This window comes from Pseudotamlana haliotis, assembly GCF_008806375.1.
Lineage (GTDB): Bacteria > Bacteroidota > Bacteroidia > Flavobacteriales > Flavobacteriaceae > Pseudotamlana > Pseudotamlana haliotis.
Genome location: NZ_WAAT01000041.1, coordinates 79428 through 98727, shown reverse-complemented (window position 1 = coordinate 98727; position 19300 = coordinate 79428). Strand labels below are relative to the sequence as shown.

Sequence of the window (19300 nt, the reverse complement as noted above, 5' to 3'; positions counted from 1 at the left end):
CAACTCTAATACCTAGAAGTATGCAGATAAAAAATACCGCAATAAATGATTTAAATAGTGGCTTACTTTTAGATCATGAGGAGAACCTTAAATTATTGTCTAAAAAGCATCAAAACTTAGAACAGATTATTGATGTCATTGCAAATTATAACATCGCTATTCCAAGTTGGGCTTTAGGTGCTGGAGGCACACGGTTTGGAAAGTTCGGTTTTGGAGGTGAACCTAGTACTTTAGAACAAAAAATAGAAGATATAGCCGTTATAAATACCTTAACCAAATCGGCTAATGCCATTTCGCTACATATTCCTTGGGATATTCCTAAAGATCCAGAAGGCATTAAGGCAACTGCAGAAAAACTGGGAATTCAGTTTGATGCCATGAATTCGAATACATTTCAGGATCAAGAAGATCAAGAGTATAGTTATAAGTTCGGGTCCTTATGTCATACCGATAAAAGTGTGCGAGATCAAGCTGTTGCCCATAATAAGGAAGTTATCGATTATGGCGTGGCACTAGGCTCAAAGTCATTAACAGTCTGGTTGGCCGACGGCTCTAATTTTCCAGGCCAATTAAATTTTAGACGCGCGTTTGAAAATACTTTATCGAGTCTAAAGGAAATTTATGCGCATTTACCATCAGATTGGAAGCTGTTTATTGAATATAAACCTTACGAACCTAATTTTTACTCTATGGTCATTCAAGATTGGGGAACTTCCCATATGTTGGCTAAAGATTTAGGGGAACAAGCTTATACGCTTGTAGATTTAGGACATCATTTACCAAACACGAATATTGAACATATTGTAGCCACCCTAATGACTAGAGGTATGTTAGGCGGTTTTCATTTTAATGATAGTAAATATGGTGATGATGATTTGAGTGTTGGTGTTATTAAACCTTATCAATTATTTTTAATATTTAATGAGTTGGTTTTCGGGATGCAAAATAACCCAGCGAATAACCCAATTCCAGCATGGATGATTGATGCTAGTCATAATTTAAAAGATCCATTAGAAGATTTAATTCAGTCTATAGAAGCTATTGAAACCGCTTATGCAAAGGCTTTATTAATAGATCAAAAAGCCTTGGAAAGCGCTCAATTAAAAAATGATGTTGCTTCAGCTCAACGTATTTTACAAGATGCTTTTAATACAGATGTTAAAACCATTTTAGCAGAGGCTAGAAGAAGAAATGGTGGAGCTATTGATCCTATTTTGGCTTATAGAAAATTAGATGTTAGAAACCAACTTATTAAGGAAAGAGGAATGAACTCTAGCGCTACAGGTTTATAGTTGAATTATGGAGACATTAATCAAACAAGACGTAACGGCGGTATTTGATATAGGAAAAACCAATAAGAAATTTTTTCTTTTTGATTCTAATTTTAGTGTGGTTCATAAAGAATACATAAGATTAGAAGAAACTGTTGATCAGGACGGTTTTCCTACAGAAAACCTAGAAGCACTTGAAAAATGGATACGGTCTGTGTTTGAAAAGTGCTTGGAATCTAATAAATATGTTATAAGAGGATTGAATTTTTCCACTTATGGAGCCAGTTTAGTGCATTTGGATAAAAATGGAAAACCATTAACGCCACTTTACAATTATTTAAAACCTATTCCAAAAGATATAATTGATAAATTTGAAAACACTCATGGTGATGTTTCTGTAGAAACTTGCGCAGCACAATCTGGAATGCTAAATTCTGGCATGCAGTTATACTGGTTAAAGTATACGCAACCAACTGTATTTGGTAAAATAAAATATACCTTACATCTTCCGCAGTATTTGAGCTACTTGTTTACTCAGGTTCCTGTTAGTGAATATACAAGTATTGGTTGTCATACTGCGCTCTGGGATTTTGAAAATCAAAATTATCACAGTTGGGTAATTAAAGAAAGGATTGATAAATTATTACCACCAATAGTTACTGCCGAAACCGCTATTAGTATTCGGTTTAAAGAGAATTTAATTAAAGTAGGGGTAGGAGTTCATGATAGTTCATCGGCTTTAATTCCGTACATAAAAAGTTCTAAAAAGCCGTTTATATTGGTTTCTACAGGCACTTGGAGTGTGTCTATGAACCCCTATTTAATGTCTGTTTTAACCGAAGAAGATATTAAAAATCAAACGGTTAACTACATGAAGACTAATGGAGATTTTGTGAAATCGGCAAAATTTTTGTTGGGCAAAGAATACAAATTTCAAATAGGTCAACTAAGTCACTTTTTTAATGTACCCGAAACGTTTCATAAAACCGTGAAGTTTAATGCTGAGATCTTTCAAAAATTATCAGCAGACCAAACAAACTGTTTTAGTTGGAAGTATTTATTGGATTCTAATATGCCTAAAAAAACAACCATTAAACATGTTGGTTTTACAGAGGCCTACCACCAATTAATGATAGAACTTGTTAAGCTGCAAGTTGAAAATATAAAAGTGGCTAAGGGGCATAGTCCAAAAATTAAACAATTGTTTGTTGATGGAGGTTTTAGTGATAATGATGTTTTTATAAATCTATTGACTCATCATTTTAAGGATTTAAAGGTAAAGTCTACAAAATCCTCCTTTGGCTCAGCATTAGGGGCGTGTATTGTTTTAACAGGTCAAACATTAGGTCCCAAATTTTTGTCTAAAAAATATGCCCTAAAAAAGCATATACCTTTTAATTTAAATTAAGAATTATGGTTTTAAACTCAAAATACCCTTCTGTGGCAGACTTAAGACAAAAGTCTAAAAAAAAGATTCCTAAGTTTGCTTTTGAATATTTGGATGGCGGTTGTAATGAAGATGTTAATTTATATCGAAATACTTCTGAGCTTCGCGACGTTCAGTTGGAACCAAATTATTTAAAAAGTCATAAAAATGCTTCTTTAAAAACGAACTTGTTTGGGGTTGAATATGATGCTCCTTTCGGAATTGCACCAGTGGGTTTGCAGGGCTTAATGTGGCCTAATTCCCCTGAGATTTTAGCAAAAGCCGCCTTTGATCATAACATTCCATTTATTTTAAGTACGGTAACTACCATGAGTATAGAACGTGCAAGTGAACTTACCCAAGGAAAGGCCTGGTTTCAGTTGTACCATCCAACAGAAGATAGGTTACGAAACGACATTATTAAAAGAGCAGAAGCGGCAGAATGTCCTGTTCTTGTTATTTTATGTGATGTGCCTACCTTTGGTTTTAGACCTCGTGATATTAGAAATGGTCTGGCTATGCCTCCAAAAATGTCGATAAAAAATATTTTATCTGTATTAGGTAAGCCGCATTGGACATATGAAACTTTAAAACACGGGCAACCAAATTTTGAAACATTAAAACCATATATGCCAAAAGGAATGGATCTTAGGCAATTAGGGAAATTTATGGATCAAACTTTTAGTGGGCGTTTAAATGAAGAAAAAATTAAACCCATTAGAGATATGTGGAAAGGGAAATTAGTGTTAAAAGGTGTCGCTTCAGAGTACGATGCACAAGAAGCAATTCGATTAGGGTTAGACGGTATAATTGTGTCTAATCATGGTGGTCGTCAATTAGATGCTGGACAATCTACTATTAAGCCCCTAAGTAGAATAGCCGAAAAATATGGCGATAAAATTGAAGTGATGATGGATAGTGGTATTCGGTCTGGATCTGATATTGCTAGAAGCTTAGCTTCTGGGGCAAATTTTTCTTTTTTGGGTCGGTCATTTATGTATGGTGTATCTGCTTTGGGAAAAACAGGAGGTGACCACACAATTTCTTTGTTAAAAACGGAATTAAAACAGGTAATGGATCAGCTAAATTGCGAATCTGTACAGGACCTTCCTAAGCACCTAATTAAGTAAATAAAGTATAATTTGGGTGTTATAATTAGATTATTTCAATAATAAAAACATAACCATCATGAAAACGTATATAACTTTATTACTTTGTTTTTTGCCGTTTTTAACCGTAAACGCAACCGATTTTTATTGCGATCCCGTACATGGGAAAAAAAGTAATGATGGTAGTAAAGAACACCCTTGGGGGGCACTTGAAACTGTTTTTGAAAACGTAAGAACATTTAAGCCTGGAGACGTTATTTTTTTACGTTCTGGAAATCATGGTCATGTAACCGTGATTGGTGAAAATGAAAAATATATCACTGTTAAAAAGTTTGAAGACGAAAAGCCTATTATTAGTTCTATTGTTTTTGGAACCGATGTAAACCCAGCTTCAAGATGGATATTCTCCAACCTTTTATTTGAAGGTAAAACTAAGCCTAATGCGGTGTTTATACATCAAAATAGCAGTAGGATAAGATTGTTAGAGAATCGTTTCGAAGGTCAAAATCATGATAGTGCGATTCAGGTAAAAGGCACACAATGTAGAGTAGAAAGTAATGTTATTTTAAATTATAAAAGCGGCATAGGTGTTGAAGGTGATAAAAATCAAATTCGAAATAACCGAATTCAATTTTTTAAAAGTAACGCTATTGAAATTTCTGGAAATTATAATGTTTTAGAATATAACCTCCTTAAAGAATGTATTGCAGAAGAAAATCTAAGTAGCTGCGGTATTCGTTTTCAAGATAACGAAACTAAAGGGAATATAGTTAGAGGGAATAGTATCATTAACTTCGTTAAACCAGATCGCACTCAAATTGGTTTACTTTATGGTATTTACGGTGGCAATATAACCATCTCAGAAAGTATTATTGAAAATAATTTAGTCGTTACAAATAGTGATAAAGGCATCTCGATAAAGGGGCGTATAAATCAAGTGAAGATTGTAAATAATACTGTAGTCAATCCTTATTTTGGTTTGAGTTTCAAAAATGCTGCAAACATTAATACTGCAGCGGCTATTCAAGTTCTAGGGGAGCAAAATTCATCAAATATTATTATTAGAAATAATTTGTCTAACGATGTGTTGTTTCAAAGTATTAAAGGAATAGCCGATCATAATCTTACACTTCCTGTTTCTGTACATGATTACGATTTATGTTTTAAAAATTGGGCTAAGTTTGACTTTTCCTTAGGTGAAAATTCTATGGCTTTAAATAAAGGTATTTTAGATTTGGCTCCAAAGCAAGATATAAGCCTTAATTATCGTACAATGGGGAATTTTGTAAATGTTGGGGCTTTCGAATATACTAAAATTGATGAGTCTAATAGCGTTATTAGTGTGCCTACCCAGCCTTCAGATAGGCAAATACATTCTAAAGGAAAAGGAGATTGGGATGGACAGGCCCAAATTCGAATAGGGGGAGTCGCTGAAAAAATTGATGGCGCTGGTGTATTTCCTTTTAAGCTGCCATTAATTCCAGGTGGAAAGGCCATTATTTCAGCTAATTTTAAAATCGATCTTCTTAAAATTGATAATACTCCAGAAGGAGGTGTGGATTTATATGGGTTACCTTCAAAATCAAATTTTTGGGTAACCGATGATATGTTTTACCAAGGAACATTTGGTCAAGATATCGCTGCCAGACCTATACAAAATAACTACATTAATACAGATACTTACGGAGGAGGAGTCCAAACTTCGACTATAGGTCAAAATGCTTTAAAGAATTATATAAATACCTTAATAGAGTCAAATAACCAACCTGAGCAGTATTTGTTTTTAAGACTAAATCCTAACGTTAAAGATGTATCCGATTTTAATAGATGGAATATTGTAAGTGCAAATAGCGAAGAAAAAGAACGTGTTCCTATGTTAGAACTTACTGTTGGGTATCCTGAATTGAATAAAGGAACAACACAAATTAAACCTTCAGTAAAAAATTTGATTGTTGCAGCTTCAAGTCCAATGCAAGCAGGAGATGTAATTTTTTACTTTTTAGGGTTTGAGGAAAATATAAAAGTTGATATGAAACTCTTGAATTTTTCTGGAGAAGTCGTGTTTAAACAAGAAGTGATGCCTTCAATTTTGACCAACCATGTTTTTCGTACTGATAATTTAAACCTACCCATTGGTAAGTATATTTTAGAATATAATATGGGTGATAAAAATGCCAAGCAAATGCTTTTTGTTTGGTAATTGATATTGTTATTAAGGCTGTTTTTTACGTGTAATTTTATTAAATTCTTAAAATAACTAGTAAATAATGCGTAATAGGTAATTTTAGCTTCTTTTTTAGCCTTAAATCTTAAAATACGTCTAAGATTTTTATACGTTCTGTTTATTTGTTTGTTAGTTTTGTCTTTTCTGACCTTCAAGTGCCTTAAACACTAGTATTCTTGGTTTTTTTGTGGTTATATTTGAGAAGAATCATTCATGGATTTCATAAATCATGAATGTATTTATTTCGATACAATAACCATTCACAAATTAATTTTATGCCTAAGAATATCATCACTTTATTTTTATTTCTACTTTCATTCATCCAATCGATTGCACAAAATGAATTTAATCTAGATCCAGCAGTTGGTTCAAGGTTTTCGGTGACTGATAAAGTTTGGCCAACAAATGTAGGTGAAGCAGGTGTGTGCTTGTGGAACGACGATAAATTAGCAGCGTTTACGGTAACTATAGATGATAATAACGAACAAAATATTCCTTTTTGGAAAAATATGATTTCTAAATATGGTTTCCACTTTACTTGGTTTGTTATTACTGAAGCAGATCCGCAATATAATGTTCAAAATTGGAGCGCCTATAATGAATTGGCAAATATGGGAAGTCAAATAGATGGCCATGATGATAGAAACTGGTATAACACACCAACTGGAGGAGAGGTTAATCCATCTGACGCAGATTACCTATCTAGACTGCAGGCTACAAAGTCTAAAATTAATACAGAGTTGGCATCAAGTAACAACAATTGCCTCACTTATTCATACCCTTATGGCGAGGGTAATGAAACCGAAGCTCGAAAATTGTTTATTGGGATAAGAGGAACTCAAGGTGTTTTAAATCAAGCAAACACGGTTAATTATTTAGATGTCAATAGTGTGTCTAATGTGCATGTATATGGTAACAACACGAACAGGGATAAATACATCTTACCTCTATTAGATAAAGTAAATACCTTATATGGTACCAATTATTACAGAGGTTGGGGGAGTACACATTTTCATGGTGTAGATGCTGCAGATGAAACTAGTACAGATGAGTTTTTACAATACTTAGCAAATAAAACAGATTTATGGGTAGCGAGTTTTACAGAAGTTGCTCAATATTCTCAATCATTTGCAACACATAATTTAAATGTGGATCAGGTTACTGCTAATGAAGTAAAATTTACGCTTACAGATAATATGCTTGATGCGGCCTTTTATTTCCCTTTATCTGTTAAAGTTCGAATAGATAATAGTTGGGTGAATGTCTCTGCAGTTCAAAATGGAGCTTCGGTAGATGCCCAAGTGATTACCCACAATGGAAATAAGTATGCTTTAATAAAAGCAGTTCCAGATTTAGGACAAGTTACTATTTCGGGAGTTTCGGATTCTGATCCTGCTGAGATAATGCCAGTTTTAGAAGATAAAGCGATCATTGAAGGTGAGACCTTAAAAGTTGGCTTTTCGGCGCAAACCAATGGATCTGATGCCATTGCCTTTACCGTGGCCAATTTACCGAGTTTCGCAACTTTTTCAGATCATGGTGATAACACTGGAGAAATTGAATTTAATCCTGTACTTTCAGATAGGGGAGATTATCAAGATATTACAGTGATAGCAGATAATGGAAGAAGCATTACTTCAGCTTCTTTTTTGCTTTCAGTTAGTCCAGATTCAGGCGGACAAGCCACAACACAATATGAAATTATGCCTAATGGAGATGGTATCATTTCAGATGTTGCCAATTTAGCCCAAGGTGCTACAAATCCATGGACGAGTGGAAACAGTATTGATGGTACTCAAGTTTTGAAATTAGGGCAAAGCGCATCAACTGGCGCGGCATATACTACCAACGCCATTATTCCTTTTCAACTACCTGTGCGTCCCGTAGGGAAAACTGTGGTTTCGGCTAATTTAAAAGTTAATATTGCTTACATAAGACATTGGGTATCTTCTGATATTGATTTATATGGGCTACCTTTTAATTCATCAAATGCCATTTCTCCAAATAATTTCTACGATGGTGCTTATACAGCATCTTCTATGAGTGTAATTGGTATACAAGATGCCTATATAGTAAGAGATGTAAGTGGGTCTGAACCAGTAGGTACGGAGATTTTTACAGACAGAGAAGTAAATTCAAATGATACGGGAGATACAGCTTTAGCAGCATACATTAATGCTCAATATGATGCTGGAGCAGTAGCTGGAGACTATATTTTTTTAAGATTAAGTATTGATGCCACCTCTGGATCGGTTGGTGCCCATTATTACGGGATCAGTGATGAGTCTACTGCAGAAGCTCCTACATTATCATTGGAAATAGAAAATGTATTGAGCGTTGACCACTCTAAAAAATCAGATTTAAAAATTTATCCCAATCCTGTTAATGGAGGTAGCTTGACTTTGGTTTCCAAAAGTTTTAATAGTGGAGAAGTGAGTCTTGATATTTATACGCTTTCAGGAGCTTTAGCGCATCATGAGGTGATAAAAAGATCAACAAGTGGATCCCGTTTTGTAACCCAATTAAATTTAAATCCTGGGCTTTACATTCTTAAATTAAATAATGGGACAGATTCACAGACCCAAAAATTAATTATACAGTAAAACTAAATATAAATAAACCACAAAAACTAAATTATGAAAACAAAATTACTCAATTCAGTATTGGGAGTTGCATTAGGTGTATTGCCTTTTGCGGTTCAAGGACAAACAACAACTCATGATGTTAAACCTGAAATGGTACCTTCTCAAGCGTATTATAATGATGGGATAGTTTCAGATATTTCAGATGTGCCTTCACACAACCCTTACCTAGAAGGTAATGGGGTAGGGGGTGTTCAATCATTAAAAGTAGGTGCTAGTGCCTCAACAGGAGCAGCCTTTACAACAAGTGCCATCATTCCATTTAAGTTGCCTGTAAGACCAGCAGGGAAATTAGTGGTTTCGGCTAATTTAAGCGTGCATGTAAATTATGGTAGAGAATGGATAACTTCAAATGTAGATTTATATGGTTTGCCATATAACGCAGCTAGTACAATTAATCCATCCCATCATTATGATGATGCTTATCCAGATGCAGCAGCAGGAATAACGGCTATTGAAGATGATTATTTTGCCAAAAATCAAGCGGCAGGGGCTTTAGATACAGCACGTTTTGAAGAAACAAGTGTTAGTGGTGATGCCGCTTTAGTTGATTATTTAAATGCACAATATGATGCTGGAGCAGTAGCTGGAGATTATGTGTTCTTAAGATTAAATGTTGATAATCCTGCAACTACGGGAGCACATTATTTTGGAATTGATGATGGGTCTACGGCCAATGCCCCTACCTTAACTATAGAGATTGAAGCTGATTCAAGTACTGGGCCGTCTGCAGATTACGCGGTGGCTGCTCCAACTGAAGATGGTTATGTGTCAGACCCAAGTGTAATCACAACGAATAACCCTTATTTATGGGGAGCAGCAAAATTAGGATCTAGTGCTGTAGATGGTAGTGGTAATTTAACAAGTGTAATAATTCCATTTATGTTGCCAGAAAGACCAAGTGGTGAAACTGTTGATTTTGCTTCTATGAAAGTTTATGTGAGTTATGGTAGACAGTGGATTAATTCAAATGTAGATTTATACGGTTTGACTTACCAAGATGCTTTAGCAAACGGTGGAACTGGGAGAGAAATTTTTAGTTCAGATCACTTTGCTGGTGACTATCCTGATGCTTCATCTGGTGTAACAGCTATACAGGATGATTATTTTACAAAAAATGTGGCTGCAGGAGATTTAGATACTGCAAGATGGGAAGAAACTGGACAAAATGCAAACCTTATGGCTTACTTGAATGCACAATATGATGCAGGAGCTGTAGCTGGAGACTGGGTGTTTTTAAGGTTAAGCATGGATAATACAGCGATGGCAGGGTCGCAATACTTTAATATTGAAGGTGGAGATTCTGCTACCCCAGCAACTTTAGAAATTGGTTTTTCTGGAACTTTAGGGGTTGAAGAAAACCATAAATCAGCTTTAGCTTTATACCCTAACCCTGTAGAAGACGGTCGTTTAAATATCTCTTTAGAAGGGTTTAGTAATCAGGCTGTATTAAAAATTTATGCTATTACAGGTAAATTGGTACATTTTGAAAAAGTTGAGGCCAGTTCTAGAAATTATTTTAATACACATGTAAACTTAAATGCAGGTTTTTATGTTGTTAGTCTTCAAGAGGGTAACATTTCAAAAACACAAAAATTAATAGTTAAGTAATTAGTTTAGGAGTGACTGCATGAAATCGAGGAGTATAATTTATATCTCCTCGATTTTAATTATATGATTATTACTCTGCTTAAACTTCCCAGAATACCATGAAATTAATAACATTTTGCCTACTTAACTTTTTACTTGTGGTTTTTTCACATGCCCAAACTACCTATTATTGCGACCCTGTAGGGGGGCAAAATTCAAATGATGGGTCATTAAACAGCCCATTTGCATCGTTTGGGAGTGTTAATTGGTCCTCAGTAGGTTTACAAGACAATGATATTATTTACTTATTAGATGGTGAACATGGAACAGGGTATTTAGGGAATCTTCAGTTTTCAAATAATATCCTTATTAAGTCTGTAAACGCTCAAAAAGCCGTTTTAACCAGTCTGCAGATAAATAATAGTAATCATATCACTCTTGATGGAATAAAGTTTGACGCTAGTCTGGGATCGTTTTCAAAAGAAGCAGCATTAATTTCAGGAGGAAGTAATGCCACACATCTCACTTTAACAAATTGTTTAATACAATCTGCAAGTGATTCTTCCGTTTGGACCCAAGCAGATTGGTATTCAAATTCTGTAGGTGGTGTGCAATTTAGAGGAAGTCATATCAACTTAAACAACAACTTATTTTTAAATTTATATCATGCGGTAGAGCTAAGGGGAGATTATTCATTAATGCAAAATAATACTATTGAAAATTTTGCAGGTGATGCCATCCGTGGCCTTGGTTCTTATTCTACCTATGAAAACAATACCATTAAAAATTGCTTTATCGAAGATTATGCTATAAATCACGATGATGCTTTTCAAGTCTATAAGTTAGCTGGTGATTTTATTGTTACCGATGTTACTTTTAGATGGAACAAAATTATCCTATTTGAAAATCCTTCACAGTTTGTATTGGATAATAACCTTATAGGAACGTCTATGCAAGGCGTAATAAACACAGATGGTTCGGCAGATAATTGGGTTGTTGAAAATAACTTAATTGTTACAGATCATTTTCACGGGATCACACTATATGGCGCACAAAATTGTAGAGTTCAAAACAATACAGTGATTCAAAGTCCATTGTTTTATGATACCAACCAAATTCCTCGTATTTATATAGATGATCAAAATAAGTCTGGTCAAACAAGGGCTAATATGAATAATATTATACGTAATAATATTTGTGCTCAATACACACCATGGACTTATGATGCCACATCGACCATAGAAAATAATATAGATATTAATCAAAACGATTATAATAATTATTCTATTTATTTTTCAGATTACCCCAACAGTGATTTTCAGTTAAAAGATTCTAGTCCAGCAGTAGATTTTGGAGTGAATTTAGATTTATCGAATACTGATTTATTAGGAAATACTAGAGTGTATAACAATGGTGTTGTAGATGCAGGTTGTTATGAATACCAGGGAGATTCTACAACAGTTCCAGGGGGTAGTTATAGCATTAACCCTTCGGGTGATGGGATTGTTTCAAACCCTACAGACTACTCGGGCACCAATCCGTTTCTTACTGGAAATAGTGCAGGAAGCCCTTCCGAACTTACCTTGAAAATTGGCGGGAGTGCTGCAAATGGCGATGCGGTTACCTCTAGTGCTATTTTACCTTTTCAATTACCTAAAAGACCTGATGGCGAAGTGGTTGTTGATGCCAAATTAACGGTGAATGTGCATTATGTTAGACACTGGATCACATCAAATATCGACCTATACGGTTTACCATATAGTTCAAGTAATCAAATAAACCCGAACGACCACTATGATGAGGTGTTTTCTATGTCTCATGGTACAGATATGGCTATTCAAGATGATTACATTACCAGAACTGAGGCGGTTGGTAGTGAATTTACTCCAGATCGATCTGTTGCAACTTCTATTTCGGGAGCAACACAATTAATGGATTATATTAATGCACAATACGATGCAGGAGCTACTCAAGGTGATTATATTTTTTTAAGGTTAAATATAGATGTTCCTATTAACCAAAGTTCTCCAAGCAGTTTGCCAACAGCAGGAGCGCACTATTTTGGGATTAGTGACGAAACTACGGGAGTTAATGCTCCGGTTTTGTTTATGGAATTTTCTAGTGTTTTGTCTGATAATGAAAATATTAAAACCTTAGAAAAGATGATTATTTATCCTAACCCAGTAAATCAAAGCTGGGTGACTATAAAAAGTCATTTGTTAAAGCAAAAATCACTAATTGAAATTTATTCCCTCACAGGAAGCCTAATCATGAAAAAAGAGGTTTCGCCAAATAATACACTACAAGTTCAAACGGAATTAAGGTTGAAAAAAGGGATTTATCTACTAAAACTTTCTTCAGGTTTAGATAGTCGAGTAGGTAAGTTGATCGTTAATTAACCACTAAAAAAAGTAGTGTAGTAAATGATATTGCTATGGTCTTATGCTGTACTTTAATACAGGATGGGTTCTTAAATGTAGAAAAGAAAAATTGCTGGGCTTTTGTCCAAGTTTTCAGGAATTGAATCTGTTTTTTTAAAACGTTTCAATTTGATTGTCTAATTTAAAACATCATTACAATGATTTTATCAAAATATCAATGCGTAATTATTATATTAATTTTAGGAATCTTTTCCTTGAATGCACAAAACACCCAAGTGATTGAAGCGCATTCAGATGATATTACAATTAAAAATAACAATACAGCTTGGGGTTGGGTTGGTCAAACCACTGCGCGTTTAGGTTATAACAGTGGTCAGGCCTATGTTATTCCTTTTCAACTTCCTGTATTACAAGCAGGAGAGTCTGTTAGTGTAGCAGACTTATCCGTAGAGGTTATATCTTATAGTAATCAGCCAACAACAACTAATATAGATTTATATGGCTTGCCCTACCGAACAACATCCGGAGTCGATTTGAATTCTGACTATTTTATGGGCGCATCAGATAGCGCTTCAACATTAATTAAAGATAATATTTTTGTAGATGACGCCACGGGTACTATAAGTTTAGATGGGAGCTCAAAGCAAAATTTAGTTAATTATATTAATGCGCAATATAGCTTAGGAGCCGTGGGAGGTGATTTTGTTTTTATTCGTTTTAATCCTGATGCTAACAGTGCAGAGACATGGAATTTGGCATCTCAAAATCATAATGATTCAAGTTTTCGCCCGGTATTAAATATTACAATAAGTGCTAATAATACAGCACCTGTTTTAGACCCTGTTGGTAATCAGAATGTTGTAGTGGATTCAAACAGTAGTGTAGGTGTTTCGGCGACCGATTTGGATGGGGATGCCTTGACTTTTACAACCACATCATTACCTAGTTTTGCCAATTTTACAAATATTTCAAATGGACTGGCCAATTTAGAATTTAATCCTGTTCTTGGTGATGAAGGTACCTATAATATTACTATAACGGTAAGTGATGGCGTGCTAAGTGCCTCTGAAACCATTACGGTTTCGGTAGCAGAACAAGCAGAAAATAATCTGCCTATACTTTCCGCTATTGGTACACAAAACATCGAAGAGCAATCCGTTTTAAATGTAAATATTTCAGCTAGCGACATAGATGGTGATGCGCTTATCATTTCTGCTAGTAATCTGCCTAGTTTTGGAACCTTCACAGATCATGGTGATGGTACAGCAACAGTGGCACTGGCTCCGCAATTGGGGGATGTTGGAACTTACTCTAGTACCATTAGTGTTAATGATGGCACCGGTACGGTTAGTGAAACCATTTCAATAATAGTATCTGCTTATCAAGCTCCTGTGGCAGGCGTTTACTACTGCGATCCGATAAACGGAAATATTAATAACGACGGTTCTCAGGCGAATCCTTGGAGCTCATTAGCAGCCGTAGTTTATACACAAAAACCACTTCAACCTGGTGATATCGTTTACTTAATGTCTGGTAATCATGGTGATCCGTATATTAATAATATGTCTTTTACAGATTACGTTACAGTGAAAGCTTCAGCAGGACAAACGCCTGTAATTAATTCCATACAATTGATCAACTCTTCCTATTGGGCATTTGATGGGATTAAAGTAGATGGAACCGATAATAATAAAATTAAAGAACAGGTTTTATTTTCTGCTGATGTAAACTCACATCATACCAAAATTATTAACTCTACCGTATCCTCGGCCGAAAGTATAGCAAATTGGACCAAAACAGATTGGTATAATAAGGTTTCAAGTGGTGTGCAGATTAGAAGTGATCATGCCTACTTACAAAATAATATCATTAAAAATACCTACCACGCTTTAGAAGTGCGAGGTGAATTTACAGAAGTTTATAATAACCTTATTGACAATTTTGCTGGCGATGCCATTCGTGGTTTAGGAAGTTATTCAACTTATGAAAATAATACAGTAAGAGATTGCTATATTAATGATTATGCTATTCAGCATGATGATGGATTTCAAACCTATAATTTAGAAAGTGATCCCAAAGCATCAAATATAACCTTGCGTAATAACATATTTATGTTGTTTGCAGATCCTGTAACTCAGTTTATTCAAGATAATAGTTTAATTGGCGACTTGATGCAGGGTATTATCATTACAGATGGTTATGCCGATGGGTGGATTGTAGAAAATAATATTGTGAGTAATAATCAAGATCACGGTATTTCTTTATACGGCGCACGTAACTGTAAAGTACAAAACAATACCGTTGTACAATCTCCATTATATACAGATTCCGATCATGTTCCTTGGATTATGTTAACCAATCAAAGTAAGACAGGGCAATCTAATTTTAATAATGTCATAAGAAATAATATTTCGGCAAAGTATACCACCTGGACCTTCGATGCGAGTTCAACTTTCGAAAATAATATTACTATCGATGGTAGCACTTATAGTAATTACACCAGTTACTTTGTTGATTATGCTAATAATGATTTTCATTTATCTGCAACAAGTCCTGCAATAGATGCTGGAGTGAACATCGATTTAGCTTCAGCAGATTTAGATGGAAACCCAAGGTCTATGGGGGAAAGTGTAGATGCCGGTGCTTATGAGTTTACAGGAGTCGTTACTCCTCCTGCAAATAATAAGCCTGTATTAGAACCTTTATTGAACATCTCGTTGAATGAGCTTGACACTATAGAACAAGCTATTGTAGCCACTGATGGTGATAGCGATTCATTAACGATCTTAGTGGAAAATCTTCCAACTTTTTCAACTTTAGTTGATCATGGAGATGGTACAGCTACTTTAGAACATGCTCCGCTAGCAGGTGATGCCAATGTTTATACCATGCTTGTAAAGGTGAGCGATGGAACAGATACAACCGAACAAGAAATCACCTTAACCGTTAACGATGAAGGTACTGCTCCTGTTAATAACCTTCCTAGTTTTTCTAATATAGATAACCAATCTTTAGAGGAAGCAGGTATTCTTAATGTAAATATATCGGTTACCGATATTGACAATGATACCCTTACATTATCCACAGAGGGTTTACCAAGTTTTACCACGTTTACAGATAATGGAGATGGTACTGCGTTATTTGAATTTAGACCTGTTGAAGGTGATGCTGGAACTTATACTATAACCACAAATGTGACAGATGGAACCGATGCTGTTTCTATGAGTTTTGTTTTAAGTGTTTCAGAAATATTTAGTGGTTCTGGGACAGCCTTTTATTGTGATCCTGTGAATGGATCGATGAGTAACTCGGGAACACAAGCTAGCCCTTGGAAAAGTTTAGAAGATGTATTCGCAGCGAAAAAGACTTTCAATGCAGGTGATGTTATTTACTTACTATCTGGTGCACACGGAAGTCCTTTTATTACGGGCATACATTCAGACTATGTAACTATAAAACCATTAAGTGGTGAAAATCCTGTGATAGCGTCTATTCAAGTTGAGAATGCAGATTATTGGGCTTTTGATGGTTTAGCCTTTTCTACAAATGGCTCGGGAGGAAATTTTGCCCGCGATTATATGTTTTTAACAAAAAATAACGCAACACATTTAAAAATAGAAAATTCTACTTTTTCTTGTACAGATGATTCATCTTCTTGGTCTAAAAATGACTGGTATGCACATGCTGAAGATGCCATAATTATTCGAGGAGATCATATTGTTTTTAATAATAATACCATAAGAAACGTGTATTTCGCATTGCAAATAGAAGGAGATTATGCTGAAGTTAGAAATAATTTAATTGATAATTTTGGGGCAGATGCCGTAAGAGCTTTGGGATCTCATGCGATTTATGAAAATAATATTATTAGAGATGCCTATGTAGAAGATTACAATGTAAATCACGATGATGGCATTCAAATGTATGATAAAGATAATGTTGCTGCTGGAGTTATAAATGATGTTATTATTCGAAATAATAAGATATTTAATTTTGCAGATCCTATAACTCAAGCTATGATTGATGATAATCTAGTAGGGTATTCTATGCAAGGTATAATCATAACCGATGGGCATACCGAAAACGTTTCTGTTGAAAATAATTTGGTGGTTTCAGATCATTATCACGGTATTACGCTTACAGGTGCAATAAACTGTAAAATCCAAAACAACACAGTGTCTAAAACGCCTACATCATATAATCCTGTAACCGATGCTACGCCTTGGATTCAAGTTAAAAATGATAAGCAAGGGAATGGAAGTACTGGAAACATTATTAGAAATAATATAGCAACCAGGTATACGCCATGGACTTATGATGAAGCAACAAATACCGAAGAACATAATATTGTGGCAACAGCTGTTGATGCTATAACTTTTTATGAAGATTACAACAACTTAAACTTTAAACTTAAAGCAGGAAGCCCTGCGATAGATGCGGGTACAGATGTAGGATTAACGGTCTTAGATATTGATGGTAATACAAGATTAGTTGGATCGGCCGTAGATTGTGGAGCTTTTGAGCTTCAGTCTAGTTCAGATGTTACGTCTCCTGTTATTGCGCAAGCGAACAATACTTACTTTAATGATGAATTTGTTATTGAATTTAGTGAGAGTGTGACGGCAGTTTCAGCCGAAATACCTGCAAACTATACTTTAAATGGTGGAGCAACTGTAACTTCAGCTGTTTTAGCAGAAGATAATAAAACAGTTACTTTAGTAACGTCACCACTTAATGGTAATATAAATTATTCAGTTGTAGCTAACAATGTAAAGGATTATGCTGGAAATGAAGCCGTAAATTCTTCTGCTAGTTTTATGTATCAATGTGATACTAACTGGGCGAGTGCTTTTCAAGATGATCAATGGGGTTTTAACCCATCTTCAAATGCTTTTGATGGCGATATAGAGACCAAATGGGCGGCAGAAGGAAATCAATGGATACAAAAAAATTATTGTGAACTAACAACGATTCAATCTGTTGATATTACATTTGATTTAGGTGACGAGAGAGCATATAGCTTTGTTATAGAGGTGTCTACAGATGGTCGTAATTTCAATCAAGTTCTATCTGCAACGAGTTCAGGAAGTACTACAAATTCTGAGAGTTTTGATTTTTCAGATGTATCTGCAAAATACATTAGAATTGTAGGTTCTGGTAGCGATGTGAACGCTTGGAATAATTATGCTGAAGTAGTCATAAATACCTCAAATACAACACCAACAAACCAAGCGCCAATATTGGCAACTATAGGTAACCAGAGCTTACAAGAAGGAGAGGTTTTAGATGTAAGTATTTCAGCTACAGATGCTGATGGTGATTTGTTGAGTTTTTCAGCAAGTAATTTACCGTCATTTGCTACCTTAAGTGATCATGGGGATGGTACGGCTACTTTATCGCTATCACCTATAGAAGGTGATGCGTCTTCAAATGATTTGACTATTTCACTAAGCGATGGCGTTACCACAGATTCTGAAATGCTCAATATTACCGTAGATGCGAACTCTAACACAAATCATGCACCAATTTTGGCAACTTTAAGCGATCAAACACTTCAAGTAAATGAAGTAAGCACCATTAATATTAGTGCAACAGATGTCGACGGAGACATGTTACAGTTTACAGTTAGTAATGCACCAGCTTATGCGAGCCTTACTGATAATTTAGATGGAACTGCCCAATTAACGCTTGCTCCTGCAGCAGGTGATGAAGGAACTGCCACAATAACGATTACCGTTAATGATGGAGAGTTAGAGGATTCACAAATGATAAGTATTCAAGTTAATGCTGTGCTTTCTGGTAATAGTTATACGGTAGAAGCGAGTATGGATGATCAGTCTGTTTATAGCAACGGCGGTATGCAATGGGTAGGTTATCAAACACATAGAATAGGTTCAAGTTCTAATACCTCTGCTGTTATTCCTTTTCAAATTCCAGCACTACAAGCAGGAGAAAGGTTAACATCTGCTACTTTAAATTTCAATCTATTAGGGAAATCGGGGACTTTACAACATCATGTTGATTTGTACGGACTTGGTTATAGGTCTAGCAGCACTGTGTTGAGTACCGATTATTTTTCTGGAACATATAATTCTGATGCATCAGCTACAGGCATTGAAAATGAAATTCTTAATACAAATTCTGTACTTGGAAACCATCAAACTACAGAAAACCAAAACTTAATTGATTATATTAATGATCAACTTGACAATGGAGCGGTTTCAGGAGATTTTATTTTCTTAAGATTTAGTTTAAACTACAATGGTTCTGGGAATTATAATTATTGGGATATTGGATCTCAAGACCAGGGGACTTCAAGTCATAGACCTGTTTTAAGTTTTGATACTTCTATGAGTACAACATCAAAGGAACAAGTAGTTAAGGGGAAACAGAGTCAGGATGTTAGTTTTAGTATGTATCCAAACCCTACTATTAATGGTAAAACAACTATTAGCAGTACTTTATTAAGTCAAGGTGCTGTGTTGGAAATATATTCTTTAACAGGAAGGTTAGTGTATAACAGAGAAATAAAGCCTGTGGTTGCTAATAAAATGCAATTAGAAACTAATTTAAGTCAAGGTGTTTACATTTTGAAATTAAGTAATGTAACAAATTCTATTTCTCAAAAATTAATAATTAATTAAAAAAATTAAAGAT

At 35.0% G+C, this 19300-nt stretch carries 8 protein-coding genes; all 8 read left to right on the top strand.

Going from position 1 to position 19300, the window contains the following annotated elements; genetic code table 11:
• Positions 1 to 20: 20 nt before the first annotated feature.
• The 8 genes from F6U93_RS08020 to F6U93_RS07985 all read left to right on the top strand — a co-directional run bounded on the left by F6U93_RS08020 (position 21) and on the right by F6U93_RS07985 (position 19287).
• Complete coding sequence (locus tag F6U93_RS08020; RefSeq protein ID WP_150938603.1) at positions 21 to 1292, top strand: TIM barrel protein; 1272 nt, start codon at positions 21 to 23, stop codon at positions 1290 to 1292.
• A 7-nt stretch (positions 1293 to 1299) separates the two neighbouring features.
• Entirely contained in the window at positions 1300 to 2679 is a 1380-nt protein-coding gene (locus F6U93_RS08015; RefSeq protein ID WP_225312618.1) for an FGGY-family carbohydrate kinase, read from the top strand.
• Positions 2680 to 2684: 5 nt separating this feature from the next.
• Positions 2685 to 3827, top strand: a complete 1143-nt coding sequence (locus F6U93_RS08010) for an alpha-hydroxy acid oxidase (protein ID WP_150938601.1) — start codon at positions 2685 to 2687, stop codon at positions 3825 to 3827.
• Between the two features lie 58 nt (positions 3828 to 3885).
• A complete protein-coding gene (locus tag F6U93_RS08005; protein WP_150938599.1) occupies positions 3886 to 6006 on the top strand; it encodes a right-handed parallel beta-helix repeat-containing protein in 2121 nt (706 codons plus the stop codon).
• A 299-nt stretch (positions 6007 to 6305) separates the two neighbouring features.
• Positions 6306 to 8633 carry a T9SS type A sorting domain-containing protein gene (locus F6U93_RS08000; RefSeq protein WP_191963474.1) on the top strand — a complete coding sequence of 776 codons (2328 nt, stop codon included), beginning with the start codon at positions 6306 to 6308 and terminating at the stop codon, positions 8631 to 8633.
• 33 nt (positions 8634 to 8666) lie between these two features.
• Complete coding sequence (locus F6U93_RS07995; RefSeq protein WP_150938595.1) at positions 8667 to 10283, top strand: T9SS type A sorting domain-containing protein; 1617 nt, start codon at positions 8667 to 8669, stop codon at positions 10281 to 10283.
• A gap of 98 nt (positions 10284 to 10381) precedes the next feature.
• Positions 10382 to 12661, top strand: coding sequence for a T9SS type A sorting domain-containing protein (locus tag F6U93_RS07990; protein WP_150938593.1), 2280 nt, complete (start codon positions 10382 to 10384; stop codon positions 12659 to 12661).
• 179 nt (positions 12662 to 12840) lie between these two features.
• Positions 12841 to 19287 (top strand): Ig-like domain-containing protein, encoded by a 6447-nt coding sequence (locus F6U93_RS07985; RefSeq protein WP_150938591.1) that lies wholly within the window; start codon positions 12841 to 12843, stop codon positions 19285 to 19287.
• Positions 19288 to 19300: the final 13 nt, after the last annotated feature.

Excerpts from the sequence above, each read along its gene's own strand:
- F6U93_RS08020 (WP_150938603.1), top strand. The coding sequence starts at position 21 with ATGCAGATAAAAAATACCGCAATAAATGATTTAAATAGTGGCTTACTT.
- F6U93_RS08015 (WP_225312618.1), top strand. The coding sequence starts at position 1,300 with ATGGAGACATTAATCAAACAAGACGTAACGGCGGTATTTGATATAGGA.
- F6U93_RS08010 (WP_150938601.1), top strand. The coding sequence starts at position 2,685 with ATGGTTTTAAACTCAAAATACCCTTCTGTGGCAGACTTAAGACAAAAG.
- F6U93_RS08005 (WP_150938599.1), top strand. The coding sequence starts at position 3,886 with ATGAAAACGTATATAACTTTATTACTTTGTTTTTTGCCGTTTTTAACC.
- F6U93_RS08000 (WP_191963474.1), top strand. The coding sequence starts at position 6,306 with ATGCCTAAGAATATCATCACTTTATTTTTATTTCTACTTTCATTCATC.
- F6U93_RS07995 (WP_150938595.1), top strand. The coding sequence starts at position 8,667 with ATGAAAACAAAATTACTCAATTCAGTATTGGGAGTTGCATTAGGTGTA.
- F6U93_RS07990 (WP_150938593.1), top strand. The coding sequence starts at position 10,382 with ATGAAATTAATAACATTTTGCCTACTTAACTTTTTACTTGTGGTTTTT.
- F6U93_RS07985 (WP_150938591.1), top strand. The coding sequence starts at position 12,841 with ATGATTTTATCAAAATATCAATGCGTAATTATTATATTAATTTTAGGA.